Here is a 22,011-nt window from a genome sequence, read left to right on the forward strand (position 1 = left end):
GTCACCCCACGCGCGGCGAAGCAATCCGGAACGGCAACGCAACAAGCGGATTGCGTCGGCGCGTCGCTCCCCGCAATGACGGGAGCCGGGCAGGGGGAGAGCGGTAGGCATGGCGCAGCGCTGGGGTCTGTGGGGCGGTGTCGCCCTGTTCATGGCGCTGCTGCTGCTGCCTCCGCCCGAGGAAATGCCGGTCACCGCCTGGCGGGTGGTGGCGCTCGCCGCGCTGATGGCGAGCTGGTGGATGACCCAGGCGCTTCCCCTCACCGCCACCGCGCTGCTGCCGTTCCTGCTCCTGCCGGCGTTCGGCGTGATGACCGCAAGCGAGGCGGCTGCTTCCTATTACAGCCCGATCCTGTTCCTCGTCCTCGGCGGCGCGATCATCGCGCTGGCGATCGAGCGGACCGGGCTCCACCGCCGGCTGGCGCTGGCAATCGTCCGCCGTGGCGGCCGGACCCCGAAAGCGATGCTGTTCGCGTTCATGGCCGCGACGGCCATCCTGTCGATGATCGTTTCCAATACGGCGACGACCTTGATCATGATGCCGATCGCGGTCGCCGTGCTCCATTCCGCCCGGATCGTTCCCGGTCATACCGACGGGTTCGCCGGGGCGCTGGCGATGGGCATCGCCTTCGCCGCCTCCATCGGCGGCCTTGCCACCCTCGTCGGTTCGCCGACCAACGCCATCGCCGCCGGGATCATCGAGCGGACGGTCGGCCTGCGGATCGACTTCCTCACCTGGGCAAGCTTCGGCGTTCCGCTCGTGATCCTGTCGATCCCGCTCTGCTGGTTCATCCTGATGCGGGTGCAGAAGGTGGCGCCGACCGACTTCGACGCGGACGAGGCGATCGCCGCCATCGGCGAGGCCGGCGCTTGGTCCAGCGCCGAAAAACGCCTGATCCCCGTCATCCTGCTCACCGTCGCGGCCTGGACCCTGCTGCCCCTCATCGCCGACCGGCTGCCGAAGGACGTGCTGGTCGACGGCACGGTCGCCATCGCCGCCGCCCTGCTGCTGTTCGTCGTCCCCGACGGGACCGGCCGCCCAATCCTCAACTGGAACGAGGCCAACCGCGCGCCGTGGGACGTGATCATGCTGTTCGGCGGCGGGCTCGCTCTGGCGGCCGGGATCGGCGAAAGCGGGCTCGACACCTGGCTCGGCACCGCGCTGGCGCCGCTGAAAGCCGTCCATCCGCTCCTGATTGCGATCGCGCTGGTGGCGCTGGTGGTCCTGATCACCGAATTCGCCAGCAATGTCGCCGCCGCCAGCGGGATCATCCCGGTGGTCGCCGGGATCATCGCTGCGACCGGGGTCGATCCGATCCTGCTTGCGCTGCCCGCCGCCTTCGCCGCCAGCTGGGGCTTCATGCTGCCGAGCGGGACCGGCCCCAACGCCATCGCCTGGGCGACCGGCCATATCGCCTTGCCGCGCATGCTGAAGGCCGGGCTCCTGCTCGACCTTGCCGGAGTGCCGCTGATGGTGGGCGTGGTGTGGGCGGTCGCGCCCCTGTTCGGTTAGCGGCCGCCGGTCCGGTCCAGATAGGCGTTCAGCTCGGCGATCTCGCGCTGCTGGGCGGCGATGATCTCGTTCGCCATCCTTCTCAGCCCCGGGTCCCGGCCGCGCGCGATCTGCTGGCGGGCCATGTCGATCGCGCCCTGGTGGTGGACGATCATCATCCGCGCGAAGTCGCGATCCTGGTCGCCGGTCGCGGCGGGCATGGCCATGCCCGGCATCTGCTGACCGGCCATTCCATTCTGGTCGGGCATGGGCGGGGCGTTGCTGCCGCAGGCGGCGAGCAGGAGCATGGCAGGGGCAAGAAAGAGCGATCGCATGGCCGGAACGTGGGCGCGCACCGCTTAATCGCAACCCCGGCTTTCGCCCGTGGCGCCCCTCGGCTAGGGCGACGCCCATGGAAAACGAAGCCGAGATGAGCGGCGTGCCCGCGAGCCGCCAGATGAAGAAGAGCCCGACCGCGATCGGCAACCACCCGCTCTCTCCGGAGACGATGATGATGGGGTTCGGCTTCGATCCGGCCCTGTCCGAAGGCAGCCTCAAGCCGCCAATCTTCCTCACCTCCACCTTCGTCTTCAAGAATGCGGCCGACGGCAAGCGCTTCTTCGAAGGCATCACCGGCAAGCGTCCGGGCGGCGCCGAAGGCCTCGTCTATTCGCGCTTCAACGGGCCCAACCAGGAGATTCTCGAGGATCGACTCGCGGTCTGGGAGCAGGCCGAGGATGCGCTCGCCTTCTCGTCCGGCATGTCGGCGATCGCCACCTTGCTGCTGACCTTCGTCCAGCCGGGCGACGTGATCGTCCATTCGGGCCCGCTCTACGCCGCGACCGAAACGCTGATCGCCAAGATCCTCGGCCGCTTCGGCGTGACCTGGCTCGACTTCCCGGCGGGCGCGACCCGCGAAGAGATCGACAAGGTCATCGCCACGGCGAAGGAGAAGGGCCGCCTCAGCCTCATCTATCTCGAGAGCCCGGCCAATCCGACCAACGCCCTGGTCGACGTCGAGGCAGTCCGCGCCGCCCGCGACGCCGCCTTCCCCGGCGATGCCCGCCCGCCGATCGCGATCGACAACACCTTCCTCGGGCCGCTGTGGGCCAAGCCGCTGGCGTCGGGCGCCGACGTCTCGGTCTACAGCCTGACGAAATATGCCGGCGGCCACAGCGACCTCGTCGCCGGCGGTCTGGTCGGATCGAAGAAGTTCCTCGATCCCATCCGGATGATGCGCAACACCATCGGCACCATCTGCGATCCCAACACCGCATGGATGCTGCTGCGCAGCCTTGAGACGCTCGAACTGCGCATGAGCCGGGCGGGCGAGAATGCCGCCAAGGTGTGCGAGTTCCTGCGCACCCACCCGAAGGTGGAAAGCGTCGGCTATCTCGGCTTCCTCGAAGAGGGAAGCCGCCAGGCAGACATCTACAACCGCCACTGCACCGGCGCCGGCTCAACTTTCTCGCTCTATCTGAAGGGCGGGGAGAAGGAGGCCTTTGCCTTCCTCGACAACCTCACCATCGCCCACCTCGCGGTCAGCCTCGGCGGCACCGAGACGCTGGCCAGCGCGCCGGCGGCGATGACCCATCTTTCGGTCCCGGACGAGCGCAAGCAGGCGCTCGGCATCACCGACAACCTCGTGCGTATCAGCATCGGCGTCGAGAATGCCGACGATCTGATCGCCGACTTCGACAACGCTCTTCGGGCGGTTTGAGGCGGGCTGAACTGCTTGCCTGACGGCGTCAGGCCGTCGGCCTCGTTCCTCCGCGCTCGGCGGCCGGGATGATGCCGGTGGCAAGCAGCTGGGCGAGCGCCGGCACGTGACTTTCCGCACGGGGGTGGGGCGAGGGGTCGGATATCATCACGACCGTAAGGTCGAGGGCGGGCACGATGAACAGCATCTGCCCGCCATAGCCCCAGGCGAAGTGGACGTCGTGGCCACCGCTTCGCTGTGAGAACCAGCCGTAACCATAGGGATTGCCGCTCCACGGTGAGGTGGTCCGCGGACGCCAGCTCTGCGCCACCCAGCCTTCGGGCAGGATCCGGCGGCCCTGCCACACCCCATCCTGCCGGTAGAGCTCGCCGAAGCGGAGCAGCGCCCGCGGCGACATCAGCATGTCGTTACCGCCAAAGTAGATGCCCTGCGGATCGCGCGGCCAGGTCGGCAGGTCGATGCCGAGCGGCTCGGCCAGCCACTCCTGCGCAAGGGCATGGGTGCTGCGGCCCGAGGTGCGGGTGAGGATGGCGGACAGCAGGTGCGAGGAGCCGGTCGAGTAGAGCATCTCGCCGCCCGGCTCGGCGGCAAACGGGCGCGACAGTGCGTAGCGCACCCAATTGGGGCTCGCGACCCAAGCCCCGTAATTCGGGCCCGAGGTGCGGCCGAGGCCTGCCTGCATTGAGAGAAGATGACCGATCTCGATCTGTTCGATGCGCGGATCGGCCCCTTGCGGAATATCGGCGCGCAGAAGCGGCGCGATCTTCTGCTCCGGCCCATCGAGCAGGTCACGCCCGATGGCGATCCCGACCAGCGCCGAAAGCACCGACTTGGAAGCGGACTTGATGTTCACCGGCTGGTCGAGCGCCGGTCCGCGCAGGCGATATTCGGCAAGGGTCTCGCCATGGCGGGCGACCAGCACCGCCTGGAGCCGGGGCAGCGCGTCCGCCCGCTTCCGCACCTCCGCCATGAGCGCTGGGTCGAGCCCGCGCGTGGCAATGGCTGTTTCTCGACCGACCGAAGGTTGGGATCCGGCGGTCTTATTCTGCGCTTCCGAGCAGCCCGCCGTGAACAGCAGGGTAGAAGCGACGAAAGCAAGCCAGCTACGCATCAACCCCAGTTAGGAACCGAGACAGCCGTCTTGCAGGCGGCAACGGACGAAACGAGGCGTCCGCGGGCGAGACGGTGGGCTCAGCCCCAGTCCACGACCGCCCAGCCGCGCTTGGTCGCCAGTTCGCGCAGGCGTCCGTGCGGGTTCACCGCGACCGCTTCGTCGGCCCATTCAAATACGGGCGCGTCGGTGACGTGGTCGCTGTAGAAGCGGACGTGGCCGTGCTTGCCGGTGAGGCCGCTCTTCTCGACCCAGTCGGCGACCATCCGCATCTTCGCTTCGCCATAGCAATTCTCGCCCTCGATCCGGCAGATGATGCTGTCGTCGAGGCCGAGCATGGTGTTGGTGCCGATCACGTCGTCGAAGCCGACCCGCTCGGCAATGGCGGCGGCGTAGAAGCGGTAGCTGGCGGTCGCCATGACGACCCGGCGCCCTTGCTCCTTGTCGCGGCGAATCGCGGCGCGCGCGCCGGGGCGGATGTTGGTTGCCGCCTGCCGGTCGGCGAAGCTGTCGACCAGCGGCTTCATCTCGGCCAGGCTGATGCTTTGCCCGATCAGAAGGCGATGGTTCACTTCCTTGAGCGTCGCCCGGCTGATCAGCTTTACGACATAGAAGAGCATCGAGCCGACCACGACCGGCAGGAAGACGAGCCGCCACGGCGCCCGGTGGATCGCGCAGTGGAGAAGGAAGCTGGTGTAGGTCGGGCGGCGGGTCACCGTCCGGTCCATGTCATAGATGGCGAGGTCCATCAGGCGCGTCCGTCGAGGATCGCGTCGACCAGCTCGTAGTCGGCCTTCTTGTCGACATCGACGGCGGCGAGCGGATCGCTCATCACCACCACCTTGATGCGCGTCTTGAGCGTGCGGCTGAGGCCGGTTGCGGTCTGGTGGATGTTGCGCACCCGCAGCACCGCGCCGAGGAACAGCGGCAGGCCGAGCTGCAGCAGCACACGCCAGCCCTTCTTGCGGTCCTTCTCGATTGCGCGCCAGCGCTCAATTCCGGCCTTGGCGGCGGGCGTGCGCAGGGCGAACAGGTTGGCGCCGCTATACTGTTCCCGGCCGAAGCGCAGCCAAGTCCGCTGGGCGTTCGGGAAGCGGCCCATGAGGGTGGTGCGGCTGACCACCCCGATGCCGATATCGCACCCGCTGTCGGTCGCGACCCGAAGCACTTCGCGCACCATCTCGGGCGTCAGCAGCGCATGGTCGGCGGTGGTGACCAGCAGGGGAAAGGGCGTCGAGGGATCGTCGCAGATACGCAGCAGGGTGGCGGCGATGGTCTGGTCGGACGTCTCGACGATCACCCGCGGGTCGTCCGGAAGCACGCCATCGAAACGCTCCGGCTGCTGGGTCAGCACGCGGATGCTCGCCACCTCTTCGACGGCCAGCAGGGCGCGGAGCGGCCGCAGCAGCATCGGCTCGCCCTTGATCGGCAGCAGCGGCTTGTAGTCGACGCCGAGACTGTCGGTCAGCGCGCAGCCGCCGGGCCGCGAGCCCGCCAGCATCAGCACGGTCCAGCGCTCCACGCTCACGCGGCGTCGAGCCAGCTGGTGATCTTGCGTCCGCGCGCCGCCACGCCTTCGGCCTGCGCGAGGCGGACGCTGTGGAAGATGAGGCTCAGCACCGACCACAAAGCGACCAGTTCAATGCCCCAGTCGGGGCGGCCGAGCGCGAGGCAGGCGACCAGGATCACCATGTTCGGATTGCGGCGGGCAGTGACCAGCCGGAACTGGCTGTCGATCCGCTGCCAGACATGGATGTGCATCTTGAAGCGCCACTTGAACCAGCCCTCGATCAGCCGGCCGAGGACATAGGTGCCGACGATCACCGCCAGCAGGCCGCCCTTGTAGACTTCCTCCAGCTGGTGGCCGGCGGCGCCGAGGCCGTGCAGCCAGGCCCACCACCAGAAGGGCGGGTGGAGGAGATCGGTGCCATGGTCGAACACGTCGCCCCACTTGGACGACTGGCCGGTGCAGCGCGCGAGCTTCCCGTCCACCGTGTCGAGCACCATGAAGACGAAGCCGGTGGCGGTTCCGAGCCAATATTGGCCGACCCAGAAGAAATAGAAGGCGGCGACGCAGAAGAGAAGGCCGATCAGCGTCACCTGGTTGGGCGTCATGCCCGCCTGTGCCGCCCAGCGCGTCAGCCAGAAGGCCGGCCGCCGCCACAAGTAAAGGGTCAGGAGATCGGTCACGCCCTTGTAGCTGGCGTCGTAGAGCGCGCGCTCGACCGGCAGCGGGTCATCGGGGTCGAGCGGCATCACGAACGGCCGCTCGCGCTTGCGAAGCTCGAAATAGCTCAAGGAGGCCGTGCGGCCGTCGATCGGCTCGAGCCCCGGCGTGGCGAGGCCCTCACCGGCGGTGCCGGCGGGCAGGTGCGCCATGACCGGTTTCCCGTTGAGCATCAGCACGCTCCCCGGCCGCTGCTTCATCTCGGCGAGCCAGGCGGGATCCCAGGCGAACCCCATGTCGGCGAGGATCCGGCTACGGCCGATGTCCTCGGATCCGCCGACTGCGAGGCCGGCCTTGAGCGCGACCTGTTCGGCCCGCGCGCGGGCGGTCCGGCCGAACAGGCGCACCTCGGGATCGCCAAGGGGAAGGAACTGGATGAGGGAGGCGGACGTCTCGGCCATATGAAACGAGCGCAAAGCGACAAAGCTTGGCAAGAACAAGGCAGAATGTGAGCGGCGCCGAGCGCTTGCCGTTGCACTTCTTTGCGGGCATGTCCCCGTAACGATGGCATCGGCGGCACTGCCCGATACGGACGAGCATGTCTTCGCGCCCAGCGGTGCGTTGACGATTGGCCGCGTCGGCTCCACCCAGCGCGAGATCGATGCGGCGCCCGATCCGCTGACGATCGACCTCTCCCGCATCGAGCGGATCGATACGGTCGGCGCCTGGCTGATCCACCGCACCGTCCGCGACCGCAACGCCACGGTGAAAGGTGCAAGCCGCGACGTCGAGAACCTCCTTGAGCAGGTCGCCGAGGCCGATCACGGGGCAGAGACGATCCGGCCCAAGAAGACCAGCGCCATCGGCGAGCTGGGCGCCTGGACGATCGAGAGCGGGCGCACCTTTGCCGGCCTGATCGGTTTCTTCGGCGCGACCCTGATGGGCTTCTTCGCGGTGCTCACACACCCCAGACGCTTCCGCTACAATGCCGTCGTCCAGCAGTTCGACGTGGTTGGCGTGCGTGCGCTCGGGATCATCGGGCTGATGAGCCTTCTCATCGGCATCGTCATCGGCCAGCAGGGTGCGGTGCAGCTCCAGCAATTCGGCGCCGAAGTCTACACGATCAATCTCATCGGCCGCATCACCGTCCGCGAATTGGGGCCGCTGATGACCGCGATCATGGTCGCCGGCCGCTCGGGCTCGGCCTTCGCCGCCCAGATCGGGACGATGAAGATCACCGAGGAAGTGGATGCGATGCGGACCATCGGCGTGTCGCCGGTCGAGGCACTGGTGGTGCCGCGGGTGCTCTCGACCATCATCGTCATGCCGCTGCTCGCCTTCTGGGCGATGCTGACCGCGATCGTCGGCGGCGGCATCTTCTGCTGGGTCGGGCTGGAGATCCCGCCGCTCACCTACGTCCAGCGCATTTCCGAGGTGGTGCCGGCGACCGACCTGTGGGTCGGCCTCATCAAGGCGCCGGTGTTCGGCTTCATCATCGCGCTTGCCGGCTGCTTCCAGGGCATGCTCGTCGCCAACGATTCCGAGCAGGTCGGCCTCAAGACCACCGCCGCCGTCGTCCAGTCCATCTTCCTGGTGATCGTGCTGGACGCCGTCTTCGCGGTCTTCTTCAGCTCGATCGGATGGATCTGATGAGCGTCATCTACCCGCAGTCCAGCCCGATCCTGCCGGAAGGCGAGGAGCCGATCATCCGCGTGCGCGGGCTGGAGAACCGCTTCGGCGACCAGCTCGTCCACCAGGACCTCGACCTCGATGTCCGTCGCGGCGAGATCATCGGCGTGGTCGGCGGCTCGGGCACCGGCAAGTCGGTCCTGATGCGCGCCATCATCGGCCTGCAGCGGCCGACTGCGGGCGAGGTCGAGGTGCTCGGTGAGAATATGGTCGACCGGCCGGAGGACGAGGCCAAGAACATCCGCCGCCGCTGGGGCATCCTGTTCCAGAACGGCGCCCTCTTCTCGACCCTGACCGTGGCCGAGAACGTGCAGGTGCCGATCCGCGAATATTTTCCCTTCATCAAGCCGCCGCTGCTGGACGAGATCGCCGGCTACAAGATCGCCATGTCCGGCCTGCCAGGCAATGCGGGAGCCAAGTATCCAAGCGAGCTGTCGGGCGGCATGAGGAAGCGCGCGGGGCTGGCGCGGGCGCTTGCGCTTGATCCCGAACTGCTCTTCCTCGACGAGCCGACCGCCGGCCTCGATCCGATCGGCGCGCAGGCCTTCGACCAGCTGATCCGCTCGCTTCAGAAGAGGCTCTACCTCACGGTCTTCCTCATCACTCACGACCTCGACAGCCTTTATGCCATCTGCGACCGGGTGGCGGTGCTGGCGGATGGCAAGGTCATCGCGGTCGACACCATCGATCGGCTGCTTCAGCTCGATCACCCCTGGATCCAGGAATATTTCAACGGACCCCGCGGCCGCGCCGCGGCGGCGGCATAGCGAGAGCCCCATGGAAACCCGCTCCAACCAGGTGCTCGTTGGCACCGTCGTCCTGGCCCTGCTCGTCGGCCTGCTGTTCTTCGCCGTGTGGATCGCCGGCCTCAACACCGAGAAGCGCAAGTGCTACGACATCTACTTCAGTCAGGGTGTCGGCGGCCTCAACCGTGGCTCCAACGTCAGCTTCTCCGGTGTTCCGGTGGGTCAGATCACCCGCGTCTCGCTGCTTCCGGACCGGCCGGAGTTCGTGTGGGTGCGGATCGAGGTCGAGGAGTCGACCCCCGTGCTCCAGGGCACGACGGCGCAGATCAAGGGCGTCGGCTTTACCGGCGTTTCCGAGATCCAGCTCGACGGCGCGGTCAAGGGAGCCCGCCCGTTGACCCAGGTCGGTCCGCAGGGATGCCCGGTGGTGCCGAGCTCGGCCGGCGGGCTTGGTGCGCTGCTCAACTCGGCGCCCGAACTGCTTGAGCGGATCCAGCGTCTCACCGAGCGGCTGACGGAGCTGCTCAGCGACCGCAACCAGAACGCCATTTCCGACATCCTCGAGAATGTCGACCGCACCACCAGGGTGCTTGCGGACCGCGCGCCGGAGATCGCCGACACCGTCGCCGAAGCGCGGATCGCGGCGCGCAACGCCGGTATCGCCGCCGACCGGGTGGCCCGTCTTGCCGAGAGCACGACGACCATGGTGGAACAGGATGCAAGGCCGGCCGCGCAGGACCTCCGCCGCTCGATGGAGTCGATCCGCCAGACCACCGCCAACATCGACGCACTGGTCGCCGATGCCCGGCCCGGCGTGCAGAACTTCTCCAAGTCGACGCTGCCCGAGATCAACCGGCTGGTTCGCGACCTTCGCGACCTCACCAGCAGCCTCGAAGGCGTTTCCAGCCGGCTCGAGCAGGGTGGCGTCACCGGCGTGCTCGGCGCGCCCAAACTCCCCGATCACAATCCCGGAAAGTCCCGCTGATGCGCTTTGCTCTCCTGCCCGCCGTCGCCGTTCTGGCCCTGTCCGGCTGCTTCGGCGGCGCCAAGGTGCCTGCGACCCTTCTGACGCTCACCCCAAGCGCGGCCGAGGCCACCTTCGACCGCGCCGGCGCAGCGGGGGAAGCGATCACCATCGAACTGCCGATCGCCTCCAAGGAGATCCGCCAGGTGCGCGTGCCCGTGCTCGAGGCCCCCGGACGGGTCACCTACGTGAAGGACCTCCAGTATATCGAAACGCCTGACCGCCTGTTCCAGCAGCTGTTGAGCGAGACAGTGCGGCGGACCACGAACCGCGTGGTGATAGACCCGCGCCAGACCGGCATCGATCCCGGCACCCGCGTCTCGGGCGTGATCCACCGCTTCGGCTATGACACGGCGACCGGCCAGGTCGTCGTCACCTATGACGCGACCGCAACCCGCGGCGCCACCGTCCAGACCCGCCGCTTCTCGGCCAGCGCCCCGGCCGACGGCACGGCCGCCACCGTCGGCCCTGCCATCAACGCCACCGCCAATTCGGTCGCCGCGCAGGTGGCGCGGTGGATCGGGAACTAAGGTCGCCCGACCTCCCCGTCAGCGAAGCAGACGGGGAGGAAGGCCGCTCCGCATAGCGGAGTGGTGGCGGGGCCAACCGCATCGCCACCGCCCCTCCGCCGGCGCTTCGCGCTGCCACTTCCCATCCTTGCGCCGCAAAGAAGGGGAGTTTGCGATCAGCCCAGACTCTTGCTCGCCAGCTCGAACACGTCCTTGCTGAGCCCAGGCTCGCCGAGGATCCGCTCCAGCGCGCCGCGCATCTTCGCCGCACGCCCTGGCTCGATCTTTCGCCAGCGGCCGAGCGGTGCCACGAAGCGCGCCGCCGTCTGCGGGTTGAGCTTGTCGGCCGCGACGATCATCTCGGCCAGCCAGTCGTAGCCGCGTCCGTCTTCCCGGTGGAAGGCCGACGGCGTGCCGGCGAAATTGCCGGCGAGCGCGCGCAGGCGGTTGGGGTTGGCGAGCGTGAAGGCCGGGTGGGCCGCCAGCCGCGTGACCGCGTCCAGCGTGGCTTCGCCCGGCACCGAAGCCTGCACCGCGAACCATTTGTCGATCACCAGCGGATCACTTTCGAAGCGGCGGTAGAAGTCGTCCAGCGCCGCCACGGCCTCGTCGCCGCCGAGCATCGCCAGCACCATCAGCGCCGACTGCCGGTCGGTCATCGTCCGCGCGCCTTCATACTGCCTGGCGGCGAGCGAGCGGCCGAGCGCCGGGTCGCCGGCCGCCAGCAGCGACAGGGTCGCCCCGCGCAGGCGGCGGTTGCCCTTGGCTTCGCCCGACAGGCTGTCGGGATCGGCGCGGCTTGCCCCCATGTAGGCGCGCGACAGATCGTCCTTGAGGCGCGTGCCGATCGCCCGGCGCATGGCCTCGCGCACCGCATGGACCCGCGCGGGATCGGCCGCGTCCAGCTTCTCGATGAGGATATTTTCGCCCGGTAGCGCGATGGCGTCGGCCTTGAAGGCGGCGTCCAGCACGTTGCTTCGGAGGGTCGCGCCGACCGCCGCCACCACCGCCGACGGGTCGAGCTCGGCCCCGTCAATCGCCGCCATCAGGTCGCGGGTCATCAGCTCCTGGCCGGCCTCGAAGCGAGCGAAGCTGTCGGTGTCGCTGACCGCCAGGGCCTCGATCTCGCCGGACCGTCGCTCCGCCTCGACGATCACCGGCGCCGAGAAGCCGCGGTTGATCGAGAGGTAGGCGGGCTCGGACACGCTGGCGAAGGGTTCGACCTGCTCGCCTGTCCGCAGCAGCACCAGCCGCTCGCCGACGATCTCGCGCCCGCTCGTCTGCCCGATCAGCGCCACTCGAAGCGGGACGACCATCGGCTGCTTGGCTGGCTGTCCGGGAGTCGCCGGCACTTCCTGCGACAGGTGCAGCGCGGCGCGGCCGTTCGCCTGCTCCAGCCGCGCGCGGACCCGCGGTGTGCCGGCCTGGCTGTACCACAGGCGGAATTGCTGCAGGTCGATCCCGCTCGCATCTTCCATCGCCCGCACGAAGTCCTCGCAGGTCACCGCCTGCCCGTCGTGGCGATTGAAGTAGAGATCGGTGCCCTTGCGATAGCGCTCCGCTCCGAGGATCGTGCGCAGCATGCGGATCACCTCGGCGCCCTTGTTGTAGACGGTCGCGGTGTAGAAATTGGCGATCTCGATGTAGCTGTCCGGCCGAATCGGATGCGCCAGCGGGCCGGCATCCTCCGGGAACTGCGCCGCACGCAGGGTGCGCACCTGGTCGATCCGCTGGACCGCCTTCGACCCCATGTCCTCGCTGAAGCCCTGGTCGCGGAAGACGGTGAGGCCTTCCTTGAGGCTCAGCTGGAACCAGTCGCGGCAGGTGACGCGGTTGCCCGACCAGTTGTGGAAATATTCGTGCGCGACCACCGCCGCCACCGCATCGATGTCGGCGTCGCTCGCCGTTTCCGCGTCCGCCAGCACGTAGCGGGTGTTGAAGATGTTGAGGCCCTTGTTCTCCATCGCCCCAAAGTTGAAGTCGGATACAGCGACGATGTTGAACCGGTCGAGGTCATATTCCCGGCCATAGACCTCCTCGTCCCAGGCGAAGGCGTCCTTCAGCGCCTGCATGGCATGTGCGGTCTTGGGAAGGTCCGCCTCGCGCACCCAGATACCGAGCTCGACGCTGCGCCCGGTCATGGTGCGGAAGCGGTCGCGGTTGCAGGCGAGGTCGCCCGCGACGATCGCGAACAGATAGCTGGGCTTGGGGAAGGGGTCTTCCCACACGGCGAAGTGCCGGCCCTCGCCCGCATCGCCTTCTTCGATCGGATTGCCGTTCGACAGCAGCACCGGATAGCGCGCCTTGTCGGCGGTCAGCCGGACCCGGTAGCGGCTGAGCACGTCCGGCCGGTCCGGGAAGAAGGTGATGCGGCGGAAACCCTCGGCCTCGCACTGGGTGCAGAGGATTCCGCCCGAGGCGTAGAGCCCCATCAGCTGGCTGTTCTTCTCCGGCGCGATGGCGACCTCGGTCTCGACCGTGGCGCCGCCCCCGGCGATGTCGACCACCAGCCGGCCGTCCTCGATGCGCCCTTCCCGCGCTTCGCCGTCCACGCGAACGGACAGCAACTCCAGTTCCTCGCCGTCGAGCCGGAGCGGCCGGTCATGGTCGCCGTTGCGGGTGACGCTCAGCCGAGCCCGCACCACGGTGCGTGCGGGGTCGAGGTCGAAATCGAGCGCGATCTCGGGGACCAGCCAGTCGGGCGCCTGATAGTCCTCGCGGCGGATGACGGGGGGAGCGGCGGCGGCGTCCAACGCGGGGCGTACATCGAGCATGGCGCAACGGTTAGTCACCCCGGCTGGCGAGGACAACCTTGCTAGTCGGCCGGCGGCGGGGGCGGGGCGGGACTCCGGCGTGCACCCAGCGCCAGCACCATGCCGCCGATCGCCAGCGCCGCACCGGCCGCCGCGAGCGGGGTCCAGCGATAGCCCTCGAGGCCGGTCGAGAGCGCCATGGCGACGATCGGTACCAGCGCCGAGCTGTAGGCCGCCTTGCCCGGCCCGATCTTGCGCACCACCGGAAAGTAGAGGCTGAAGCAGAGCGCCGAGGCGGCGAGCGCGAGATAGGTGAGGCCAAGCCAGTAGCCCGGTCGTGGATCGAGCACCGGCGGTCCGGCGACCGCTACCGCCAGCAGCCCGTCGAACAGGGCCCCGGCCGCCATCGACCAGGCGAGCAGGGTGAGGATGGGAATGTGGCGCACCCGGTCGGTCGCCTGCGCCACGTTTGATGCCGCCGCGCCAAGCACGCCAAGCAGCGTCCAGCCGATCCCCGTCAGCACTGCGGCCGGGGCCACGTCCACCTTGCGCATCTCGTTCCAGAACAGGAGCGCGATGCCGGCGATGGCAATGGTCGAGCAGGCGAGGAAGCGCCCGTTCGGCCGCTGCCCGAGGAAGGCCCAGGCGAGCAGGCTGTTCGGGATGAGCAGGAGGGCGAACACCGTCGCCACCAGCCCCGAGGTGATGAAATGCTCGGCGACATAGACTGCGTTGAAGTTCACGCAGAACTGGAACAGCCCGATGAAGGCGACGATGCCCCAGTCCCGCCGTGCCAGGATCAGCGGCTCGTTCTTCCACTTGCAGATGGCGAACATGGCGGCGGCCGCGATGATGAACCGGTAGGTCACCGACCATTGCGGCGGCACCGTGCCCAGCTGGTCGCGGATGACGATCCAGGTCGACCCCCAGATCAGCGTGAAGATGATGAAGGGGAAGAGGACCCCGCGCTGCTGGCTCACAGCCGTCGAATCGCTTCCGCCAGCCGGTCCACCGCTTGCATGTCCTGGTCCCAGCTGGTCACCAGCCGTGCCTCGCCGACGCCCCAGTCGTAGAAGTCGAAGCCTTCCGCCCTGAGCGCCGCCGCTTCCTCGGCGGTGACCTTGAGGAACACCTCGTTCGCTTCGACCGGATGGACCAGCCGCGCGCCCGCTGCCTCGGCCAGCCGCCGCGCCGCCTCGTTCGCCGAGCGGGCGTTCGACAGCCACAGGTCGCCTTCGATCATCGCCAGCAATTGCGCGGCCAGATAGCGGCCCTTGCTCAGCAGGTGCCCCGACCGCTTGCGTCGCCGCCTGATCCCGTCGGCAAGCGCGGGATCGAACAGGATCAGCGCCTCCGCCGACAGCCCGCCATTCTTGACGAAGCCGAAGCTCAGCGCATCGACGCCGGCCTTCCACGTCAGCGCGGCCGGGCTCGCGCCGGTCGAGACCACCGCATTGGCAAAGCGCGCGCCGTCGAGGTGGAAGCCGAGGCCATGGTCCTTCGCCCACGCGCCCAGCGCCGCCGTCTCGGCCGCCGAATAGACCAGGCCATATTCAGTGGCGTTGGTGATCGACAGGGCGTCGGCCTGGACCTGGTGCACGTCGGCCCGGATTCGGCTGCGCGCGTCCTCGACGGCATCGACCGTCAGCTTGGCGCCCGGCCCGTCGACCAGCAGCAACTTGGCGCCGCCGGTGAAGAATTCCGGCGCGCCCGCCTCGTCGACCTGGATATGCGCCTCGCGGTGGCAGAGGATGCCGCCGTAAGGATGCACCATGCCGGCCAGCGCCAGGCAGTTGGCGGCGGTCCCGGTGGTCACCCACAGGGCGGTGACCTCGCGCTCGAACAGGTCGGAAAAGGCGCGGTCCAGCCGCTGGCTCCAGGCATCGCTATCGTAGGCGGTATCGAGCCGGTCGGCCTCGGCCATGGCCTTGAACAAAGCGGGATGGACCGCCGCAGCATTGTCGGAGAAGAAGCGCATGGGCGATGCCTCTACTCACCCCGGTTCCTCGGCGATAGCCGGGGCGCCTAGTGACTTCTTCACTTTGCGGGTTCGGGGACCCTCCGGGGGATTATTCCCCGCATCATGCCCCCGGCATGATGCTCAATGGGGAATGATGGTGCTGCCGGTGAGGATTGAACTCACGACCTCAGCCTTACCAAGGATGCGCTCTACCACTGAGCTACGGCAGCACTGTCCGGAGACGGGCGGGCCTATGGCCGTCCGCCCCGCATAGTGTCAAGGAAAAGGAATGAGCAAAGCGGATAAAGAAGCCCGCCTGGCAGCTGCGCTGCGGGAGAATCTCAAGAAGCGCAAGGCAGGGCTGGCGCCGGCGGACTCACGCACTTCCCCGGTGAAGGCCGGGACCCAGCGTTCTTCGGACGTCGAGGACAAGAAGTAACTGGGCTCCAGCGTTCGCAGGAGAGCAGTCAGGCGGCGCGCTCGGGCGTCACCCCTTCGAACCGCTCCACCGCCGCGACGAAGCGGTCGGGCAGGGGCAGGCTCTTCGACCCGTCCGGTGCCGCATTGGCATAGGTCGTGCGGATGTCGCAGAGCAGGTCGTCGCCGCGCATGATTGCCGTCTCGGCGGTGAAGCTCGACCGGCCGAAGCGTGCCACGCGCACCTTGATCGTCAGCAGGTCGTCGAACCGGGCCGGGCTGCGCCAGCTCACTTCCGAGCCCACCGCGAAGATCTCCGACCCGTCGTCGCTCACCGGATTGGGGAAGCCGAGCCCGAGCGCGCGCAGATATTCGGTGAAGGCGATGTCGGCGAAGGCGAGATAGTTGGCGTTGAACACCACCCACTGCGGATCGACCTCCGCCCAGTGCACCCTCTTCTCGTAGGCGAAGGTGAAGCTGGCGGGGTCCGGTGCGGCCTTCCTCACAGGGGCGCGCAGGCCGCTTCGAGCCAGCCGCGCTCGGCCGCGCCCAGCGACGGCCCGATCCGCCGCACCACCTCGGCGTGATAGTTGTCGACCCAGCGCCGCTCCTTGTCGCTCAGCATCTCGGCCGAGATCAGCCGCCGGTCGATCGGCGCGAAGGTCAGGGTCTCGAAGCCGAGCATCTCCTTCTCGGCACCCTCGACCTCGACCGGCACGACGAGGACCAGATTCTCGATCCGGATGCCATAGTCCCCCGCCTTGTAGTAGCCGGGCTCGTTCGACAGGATCATGCCCGCCGCCAGCGGCTCGTCGCCGCCCGCATAGGCGCCGCCGACCGGCGCAATCCGCTGCGGGCCCTCATGGACCGAGAGGAAGCTGCCGACGCCGTGCCCGGTGCCATGGGCATAATCCAGCCCCGCTTCCCACAGTGGGCGGCGGGCAAAGCTGTCGAGCTGGCCGCCGCGCGTGCCCTTGGGGAAGACCGCCGTGTCGATCGCGATATGGCCCTGCAGCACCCGGGTGAAGCGCTCGCGCATCTCCTGGCTGGGCTCGCCGATCGCCACCGTGCGGGTGATGTCGGTCGTGCCATCCTCATACTGGCCGCCCGAATCGATCAGGTAGAGCGAGCCGGGCTCGAACTTCAGGTTGGTCTTCTCCGACGAGCGGTAATGGACGATCGCCCCGTTCGGCCCGAAGCCCGAGATGCTGTCGAAACTGAGGTCCTTGAGGCTTGGATCCTCCCGCCTGATCGCCTCCAGCCGGTCGGACGCCTTGAGCTCGTCCAGTTCGTCCGTCTCGTCCACCCACTTGAGGAAGCGGGCGATGGCCGCGCCGTCGCGGCTCTGCGCGGCGCGCTGGCCGGCTAGCTCCGCCTCGTTCTTGATCGCCCGCGGCAGCACGGTCGGATCGCGCAGCTCGACGATGTTCGCGCCCGCCTTGTCCAACGCTTCGAAGATGGCCGCGACCGACCGCTCCGGGTCGACCGCCACCGTCTTGTCCTTGAGCTCGCCCAGCGCCTCCTCGAACGCCGCCCTGTCATGCAGCCGCACCCCGTTGCCGAGATGTGCACGAAGCTCGGGCGTTACCTTCTCGCCCGCGACGAACAGGTCCGCTGTGCCGTCTGAATGGACCAGCGCGTAGGCGAGCGCCACCGGCGTGTGGCTGACATCGGTGCCGCGCACATTGAAGGTCCAGGCGATCGAATCGAGCGCCGCCAGCACGGCCGCATCCGCCTTGTTGCCTGCCAGCCAGTCGGCGACCGTCTGCCGCTTGTCGGCGCTCGAACGGCCCGCGAAGCGCTCCGGATGGACGACCAGGCTCGCCTTGCTCGGCTCGGGCCGGTCGCCCCAGATGCGGTCGATGGGATTGCGCTCGACCGGCACCAGCGTCGCGCCCCGCGCCGCCAGGGCAGCGGCTGCCTGCCTTACCCAGTCGCGCCGGTGCAGCCAGGGATCGTAGCCGATCCGCGCTCCCTCGGGCGCATGTTCCTTGAGCCAGGATGCAATGCTCGTGTCGGGCACCGACTGGAAGGACCAATGCGCTCCGTCCACCTGCTGGCGGACCTGCAGCGTGTAGCGCCCGTCGGTGAAGATCGCCGCCGCCTCCGGCAGCACCACCGCGCTTCCGGCCGAACCCTCGAAGCCCGTCAGCCACGCCAGCCGCTGGGCGTAGCTCCCGACATATTCGCTCATATGCTCGTCGGTCAGAGGCACGACGAAGCCGTCGAGGCGGTCGCTTTTCAGTTGCTCACGAAGGGCGGCGAGGCGGTCGGCATGGCTGGACATGGCGCCTCTCTAGCCCTTCTTCGGGGCTGGACGAAACCTCCTCTCTTGGCGCATCGCAGTCGTGCACCACATGGGAGGGGAAATGCGTCTCGTTCTGTTCGCCGCGCTCATCACCGCGGCCATCCCAGCCACAGCCCAGAAAGCACCGATGTCGAACCAGCTTCCCTCGCCTCCCAAGGCCGACGTCCGCCCGACCAGCTTCGAGCGCCACGGCATCAAGGTCACCGACGATTATGCCTGGCTGCGCGACGCCGGCTATCCCAAGGTCGATGACCAGCCGGTGCTCGACTACCTCAAGGCCGAGAACGCCTATTTCGAGGCGTGGAAGAAGCCGCACGAGAAGCTCTCCGACACCCTGTTCGAGGAACTGAAGGGCCGCCAGAAGGAGGACGATTCCTCCGTCCCGGTCCGCCAGGGCGATCATCTCTACTGGTGGGCCTTCAAGCCCGGCGCCCAGTATCGCCAATGGTATCGCAAGCCCGTCGCCGGCGGTGCCGACCAGCTCATTCTCGACGAGGTCAGGGAAGCCGAGGGCAAGGAATATTTCCGCCTCGGCGCGATGGAGATGAGCCCCGATGGCCGCTTCGCCGCCATTCTCGCCGACGATGACGGCTCCGAGCGCTTCAAGCTCAAGATCCGCGACCTCGCGACCGGCAAGGACCTCGAAACGGTGACCGCCGTCGGCATCGGCAGCCCCGTGTGGAGCGCCGACAGCAAGGCCGTGCTGTTCACCGAGGTGAACGACAATTGGCGCAGCTACCGCGCCCGCTACCATCGCCTTGGCGACGACCCGAAGAACGCCCGCACCATTTACGAGGAGACCAAGGACAAGGGCTTCTCGGTCGGCCTCGACAAGAGCCAGGACGAGAGCCTCATCCTCATCTCGACCGGCGACAACCGCACCAGCGAGGTCCGCTTCGTCCCAGCCGCCAACCCGCTGGCCGAGCCCGTCCTCATCAGCCCGCGCAAGGAGAACCGCCTCTACGAGGTGGATGCCGCGCATGGCAGGCTGTGGATCCTCACCAACGACAACTACATCAACTTCCGCGTCGCCTCGGCCGACCCCAAGAACCCCGGCGAGTGGAGCGAGGTCGTGCCCGGCTCGGAGCGGACCTACATCCGCGGGGTCACCGCCTTCCGCAACCACCTCGCGCTGACCACCCGCGTCGACGGCCTCGACCAGCTCCTGCTGCGCGACTACCAGACCGGTCAGTCGGAGCGCATCCCCTTCACCGAGGCGAGCTACAGCGCCGGCCTCGGCAGCAACCCCGAATTCGACCCGCCCGCCTATCGCCTCAGCTATTCGTCGATGGTCACACCGGCGACCGTCTACGATTATGATCCGAAGGCGAAGAAGCTGACGACGCTCAAGGTCCAGCAGATCCCGTCCGGCTACGACCCGTCGCAATATGTCACCGAGCGGCTGATGCTGCCGGCGCGCGACGGCAAGAAGGTGCCGGTCTCGGTCGTCTACAAGAAGGGCTACCGAAAGGACGGCAGCCAACCGCTCTTCCTCTACGCCTATGGCGCGTACGGCTATGCCATGCCGCCGAGCTTCTCCTCGGCAAGGCTGAGCCTGCTTGACCGCGGCTTCGCTTATGCCATCGCCCACATCCGCGGCGGCGACGACCTCGGCTACGGCTGGTATCTCGACGGCACCGCCAAGAACCGCTGGAACACCTTCCACGACTTCGTCGACGCGGCGAAGGGCCTCAACGCCGCCGGCTTCGCCCGTCCGGGCCGAATCGCCGCGCAGGGCGGCTCGGCCGGCGGCAAGCTGATGGGCGTCGTCGTCAACACGAACCCTGAGCTGTGGGGCGCGGTCATCGCCGACGTGCCGTTCGTCGACGTCATCAACACCATGCTCGACGATACGCTTCCGCTGACCCCCGGCGAATGGCCGGTGTGGGGCAATCCCATCACCGATCCCGACGCCTTCAAGCTGCTGCTCAGCTACAGCCCCTATGACAACGTCAAGCGCCAGGCCTACCCGCCGATGCTGGTCACCGCCGGCCTCAACGACCCGCGCGTCACCTACTGGGAGCCGGCCAAGTGGGTCGCCCGCCTTCGCGCCAACAAGACCGACCAGAACCTCCTCATGCTCAAGACCAACATGGGCGCAGGCCACGGCGGCAAGTCGGGTCGCTGGGACAGCCTGAAGGAAGTGGCCGAGGATTATACCTTCGTGCTGACCCAATTGGGGGTCGCCGAGTGATCTTGGCTCTGGCGGCCGCCCTGGCCGCCGCTGCACCGGCACCCGCCGCGCCAGCGAAGGCGGAGGTCAGCGTGACCCGGCGAGGGGAGGGCTTCGAGGCAGAATTCGTCCTGCCCCGTGCCGCTCCCGCCTGGGGTTTCTTCCGTTCCTCGCTCGCGGCGGACGACCGCCAGCCATGGCGGCCGCGCAGCTGGACCATCCTGACGTCTGGCGTCCGGCTCGAGCGCCGCGGCAATTATGACGCCTTGGTGGGCGAGGGTGACGGGCCGGTGCCGCGCAGGGTCCGCATCCGCATTGTCCCATACACGCGCGAAGTGCTGAGCGACTATGTTCCCGCACTCCGCCTCGGCGGCGACGGCATCGCCCTGTTCGACGGGCAATTCTCGCTTTTTTCGGTTGCGTCCCTGGCCGAGCTCGACCGCCTCGGCCTCGACCCGCAGGATGGGCCGATCGGGGACGGCGGCACCCGCGTTCGCTTCCGCGGCCGCCCGTCGGACCTTCGCCTTGCCGGTGACAACGCGGGCTATGCAATCGGCAACAGCGCCGGCACTTACGGCCTCTACGGCGTGCCCGGCGCGGTCGACCATGGTGGCATGGCGACGGTGGTCGATCCTGGAATGCCGGCCTGGCTCGCCGCCGACATCCGCACCTTCACCCCGCAATTGCTCGACCGCTATCGCAAGCTGCTCGGATCCCCGGGCAGCCTCAGGCCGACGGTCCTCGCCAGCTGGGCTGGTGCGGCGCAGCCCGGCGCCAGCCTCAACGGCGGCGTCCTCAAGGGCCTCGTCCTGATGCGCGTCTCGGGCCAGGCTGCCACGCGCCCGTCGCCACCTTTGCGCGCACTCGCCTATCGCTACATCGCGCATGAGAGCGCGCACTTCTGGCTCGGCCAGCTGCTCGACTATGAGAAGGTCGCCGACAACTGGATCATGGAGGGCGGGGCTGACCTGTTAGCGATCCGTGCGCTCGGGGTTAACGACCCCAGCTACGACATGCGCGCGGCGCTGCAGAAATCGCTGACGTCATGTCTCGCCGCCTCCCGCAAGGGCGGCCTTGCGACCGCCTCCGAGCGCCAGGACTTCCAGGCCAAATATGATTGCGGCGCAGTGCTGTCCCTGCTCGCCGAGCGAGCCGCCGGCGGCGACTATCCCGTCTTCGTCCGGCGCATGATTGCCGACAATGCCGACGACCGTAGCGTTTCGGCCAGTGAATGGCTCGCCCTGCTGGACACTTATCCCGCGGGACGCGGCCTCGCCGCCCGCATCAGGCCCCTGCTCGCCGAGGCGCAGCCGACGCCGAAGGGCTGGACCGACTTGCTCCGTGCCGCCGGTATCCGCTTTCGCCTTCGCCCCGACCAGACACCGGAGCTCATGTGACGACCCCCTCCTACTCCCTTCAGCTGACCGCGCTGCCCGAGCACATCGACGAGCTCGGCCACGTCAACAATGCGGTCTGGGTGCAGTGGATCCAGGCGGTCGCCACCAGCCACTGGTATTCGACCGCGCCCGTACAGTATCGCGACGCCTTCGTGTGGGTCGTGATCCGCCACGAGATCGATTACCTCCGCCCGGCGCTGGTCGGCGACGTGGTCACCGGCCGCACCTGGGTCGGCGACGCGCCCAAGGGGGCCCGCTTCGACCGCTTCATGGAATTCACCGGTCCCGACGGCAAATTGCTGGTCAAGGCACGCACCACCTGGGCGATGCTCGACAAGGCCAGCGGTCGCCCCCAGCGGATTACCACGCAGATCGTCGCGCCTTTCCTCGGCTAGCTGCCGCGCAAGGGCGAGAGGGTGAAAAATCTGTCCTACACGACCCCGATTGGCGTAGGAGCGAGGGGATGACTCGACCATGCGCGCCTCGCCACGAACACCCCGTCCGCAGAGCGGCGAGGCCGGAACTGGACGAAGTGGACGCTATGC

The 22,011-nt window shown here is 68.1% G+C and carries 20 protein-coding genes and 1 tRNA gene; 10 read left to right on the plus strand and 11 right to left on the minus strand.

The genetic code is table 11. The annotated features are described in order from the left end of the window. Nucleotides 1-109: 109 nt before the first annotated feature. Complete coding sequence (locus JOY29_RS11020; protein ID WP_300973579.1) at nucleotides 110-1,513, plus strand: DASS family sodium-coupled anion symporter; 1,404 nt, start codon at nucleotides 110-112, stop codon at nucleotides 1,511-1,513. On the opposite strand, the gene JOY29_RS11025 is transcribed toward JOY29_RS11020, so the two are convergent. Next, a complete protein-coding gene (locus JOY29_RS11025; protein ID WP_300973580.1) occupies nucleotides 1,510-1,827 on the minus strand; it encodes a DUF305 domain-containing protein in 318 nt (105 codons plus the stop codon). The genes JOY29_RS11020 and JOY29_RS11025 overlap by 4 nt on opposite strands. Nucleotides 1,828-1,949: 122 nt before the next feature. Here JOY29_RS11025 and JOY29_RS11030 point away from each other — a divergent pair, with 122 nt between their 5' ends. Then, a complete protein-coding gene (locus JOY29_RS11030; RefSeq protein ID WP_300975530.1) occupies nucleotides 1,950-3,212 on the plus strand; it encodes a cystathionine gamma-synthase family protein in 1,263 nt (420 codons plus the stop codon). A 28-nt stretch (nucleotides 3,213-3,240) separates the two neighbouring features. Here JOY29_RS11030 and JOY29_RS11035 read toward each other — a convergent pair whose 3' ends face one another. From JOY29_RS11035 to JOY29_RS11050, 4 genes are all read right to left on the minus strand, one after another. After that, a complete protein-coding gene (locus tag JOY29_RS11035) occupies nucleotides 3,241-4,323 on the minus strand; it encodes a serine hydrolase (protein ID WP_300973581.1) in 1,083 nt (360 codons plus the stop codon). Nucleotides 4,324-4,403: 80 nt separating this feature from the next. Beyond that, entirely contained in the window at nucleotides 4,404-5,072 is a 669-nt protein-coding gene (locus JOY29_RS11040) for an HAD family phosphatase (RefSeq protein WP_300973582.1), read from the minus strand. Next, nucleotides 5,072-5,851 carry an NTP transferase domain-containing protein gene (locus tag JOY29_RS11045; protein ID WP_300973583.1) on the minus strand — a complete coding sequence of 260 codons (780 nt, stop codon included), beginning with the start codon at nucleotides 5,849-5,851 and terminating at the stop codon, nucleotides 5,072-5,074. Before JOY29_RS11045 ends, JOY29_RS11040 begins: the two co-directional genes overlap by 1 nt. Next, nucleotides 5,848-6,951 (minus strand): CDP-alcohol phosphatidyltransferase family protein, encoded by a 1,104-nt coding sequence (locus JOY29_RS11050; RefSeq protein WP_300973584.1) that lies wholly within the window; start codon nucleotides 6,949-6,951, stop codon nucleotides 5,848-5,850. The genes JOY29_RS11045 and JOY29_RS11050 overlap by 4 nt, the downstream gene beginning before the upstream one ends. A gap of 103 nt (nucleotides 6,952-7,054) precedes the next feature. Here JOY29_RS11050 and JOY29_RS11055 point away from each other — a divergent pair, with 103 nt between their 5' ends. Genes JOY29_RS11055 through JOY29_RS11070 form a run of 4 tightly spaced genes read left to right on the plus strand, consistent with a single transcriptional unit; the run spans nucleotide 7,055 to nucleotide 10,479 of the window. Next, complete coding sequence (locus JOY29_RS11055; RefSeq protein WP_300973585.1) at nucleotides 7,055-8,140, plus strand: MlaE family lipid ABC transporter permease subunit; 1,086 nt, start codon at nucleotides 7,055-7,057, stop codon at nucleotides 8,138-8,140. Then, nucleotides 8,140-8,946: an ABC transporter ATP-binding protein gene (locus tag JOY29_RS11060; protein WP_300973586.1), complete on the plus strand. Its 807-nt coding sequence runs from the start codon at nucleotides 8,140-8,142 to the stop codon at nucleotides 8,944-8,946. Before JOY29_RS11055 ends, JOY29_RS11060 begins: the two co-directional genes overlap by 1 nt. A gap of 10 nt (nucleotides 8,947-8,956) precedes the next feature. Continuing rightward, nucleotides 8,957-9,910, plus strand: a complete 954-nt coding sequence (locus JOY29_RS11065; RefSeq protein ID WP_300973587.1) for an MlaD family protein — start codon at nucleotides 8,957-8,959, stop codon at nucleotides 9,908-9,910. Beyond that, nucleotides 9,910-10,479, plus strand: a complete 570-nt coding sequence (locus JOY29_RS11070; protein WP_300973588.1) for an ABC transporter — start codon at nucleotides 9,910-9,912, stop codon at nucleotides 10,477-10,479. Before JOY29_RS11065 ends, JOY29_RS11070 begins: the two co-directional genes overlap by 1 nt. A 155-nt stretch (nucleotides 10,480-10,634) precedes the next feature. On the opposite strand, the gene pepN is transcribed toward JOY29_RS11070, so the two are convergent. The 4 genes from pepN to JOY29_RS11090 all read right to left on the minus strand — a co-directional run bounded on the left by pepN (nucleotide 10,635) and on the right by JOY29_RS11090 (nucleotide 15,401). Beyond that, nucleotides 10,635-13,232 (minus strand): aminopeptidase N, encoded by a 2,598-nt coding sequence (pepN, locus tag JOY29_RS11075; RefSeq protein ID WP_300973589.1) that lies wholly within the window; start codon nucleotides 13,230-13,232, stop codon nucleotides 10,635-10,637. Nucleotides 13,233-13,273: 41 nt separating this feature from the next. Next, nucleotides 13,274-14,191: a DMT family transporter gene (locus JOY29_RS11080; protein ID WP_300973590.1), complete on the minus strand. Its 918-nt coding sequence runs from the start codon at nucleotides 14,189-14,191 to the stop codon at nucleotides 13,274-13,276. Further along, nucleotides 14,188-15,189 (minus strand): low specificity L-threonine aldolase, encoded by a 1,002-nt coding sequence (locus tag JOY29_RS11085; RefSeq protein WP_300973591.1) that lies wholly within the window; start codon nucleotides 15,187-15,189, stop codon nucleotides 14,188-14,190. The genes JOY29_RS11080 and JOY29_RS11085 overlap by 4 nt, the downstream gene beginning before the upstream one ends. A 137-nt stretch (nucleotides 15,190-15,326) precedes the next feature. Then, nucleotides 15,327-15,401 (minus strand) — tRNA-Thr (locus tag JOY29_RS11090). Between the two features lie 59 nt (nucleotides 15,402-15,460). On the opposite strand from JOY29_RS11090, the gene JOY29_RS11095 reads away from it, so the two are divergent. Beyond that, nucleotides 15,461-15,610: a hypothetical protein gene (locus tag JOY29_RS11095; protein ID WP_300973592.1), complete on the plus strand. Its 150-nt coding sequence runs from the start codon at nucleotides 15,461-15,463 to the stop codon at nucleotides 15,608-15,610. 28 nt (nucleotides 15,611-15,638) lie between these two features. Here JOY29_RS11095 and JOY29_RS11100 read toward each other — a convergent pair whose 3' ends face one another. Together JOY29_RS11100 and JOY29_RS11105 are read right to left on the minus strand one after the other, a co-directional pair. After that, complete coding sequence (locus tag JOY29_RS11100) at nucleotides 15,639-16,094, minus strand: thioesterase family protein (protein WP_300973593.1); 456 nt, start codon at nucleotides 16,092-16,094, stop codon at nucleotides 15,639-15,641. After that, complete coding sequence (locus JOY29_RS11105; protein WP_300973594.1) at nucleotides 16,091-17,875, minus strand: aminopeptidase P family protein; 1,785 nt, start codon at nucleotides 17,873-17,875, stop codon at nucleotides 16,091-16,093. Before JOY29_RS11105 ends, JOY29_RS11100 begins: the two co-directional genes overlap by 4 nt. A gap of 148 nt (nucleotides 17,876-18,023) precedes the next feature. On the opposite strand from JOY29_RS11105, the gene JOY29_RS11110 reads away from it, so the two are divergent. From JOY29_RS11110 to JOY29_RS11120, 3 genes are read left to right on the plus strand one after another with little or no spacing between them, the layout of a single operon-like run. Beyond that, nucleotides 18,024-20,090: a S9 family peptidase gene (locus tag JOY29_RS11110; RefSeq protein ID WP_300975531.1), complete on the plus strand. Its 2,067-nt coding sequence runs from the start codon at nucleotides 18,024-18,026 to the stop codon at nucleotides 20,088-20,090. Beyond that, nucleotides 20,087-21,466, plus strand: a complete 1,380-nt coding sequence (locus tag JOY29_RS11115; RefSeq protein ID WP_300973595.1) for a hypothetical protein — start codon at nucleotides 20,087-20,089, stop codon at nucleotides 21,464-21,466. Before JOY29_RS11110 ends, JOY29_RS11115 begins: the two co-directional genes overlap by 4 nt. After that, a complete protein-coding gene (locus JOY29_RS11120; protein WP_300973596.1) occupies nucleotides 21,463-21,861 on the plus strand; it encodes a thioesterase family protein in 399 nt (132 codons plus the stop codon). Before JOY29_RS11115 ends, JOY29_RS11120 begins: the two co-directional genes overlap by 4 nt. Nucleotides 21,862-22,011 lie beyond the last annotated feature (150 nt).

Source organism: Sphingomonas sp. LHG3406-1 (assembly GCF_029637485.1).
Lineage (GTDB): Bacteria > Pseudomonadota > Alphaproteobacteria > Sphingomonadales > Sphingomonadaceae > Sphingomicrobium.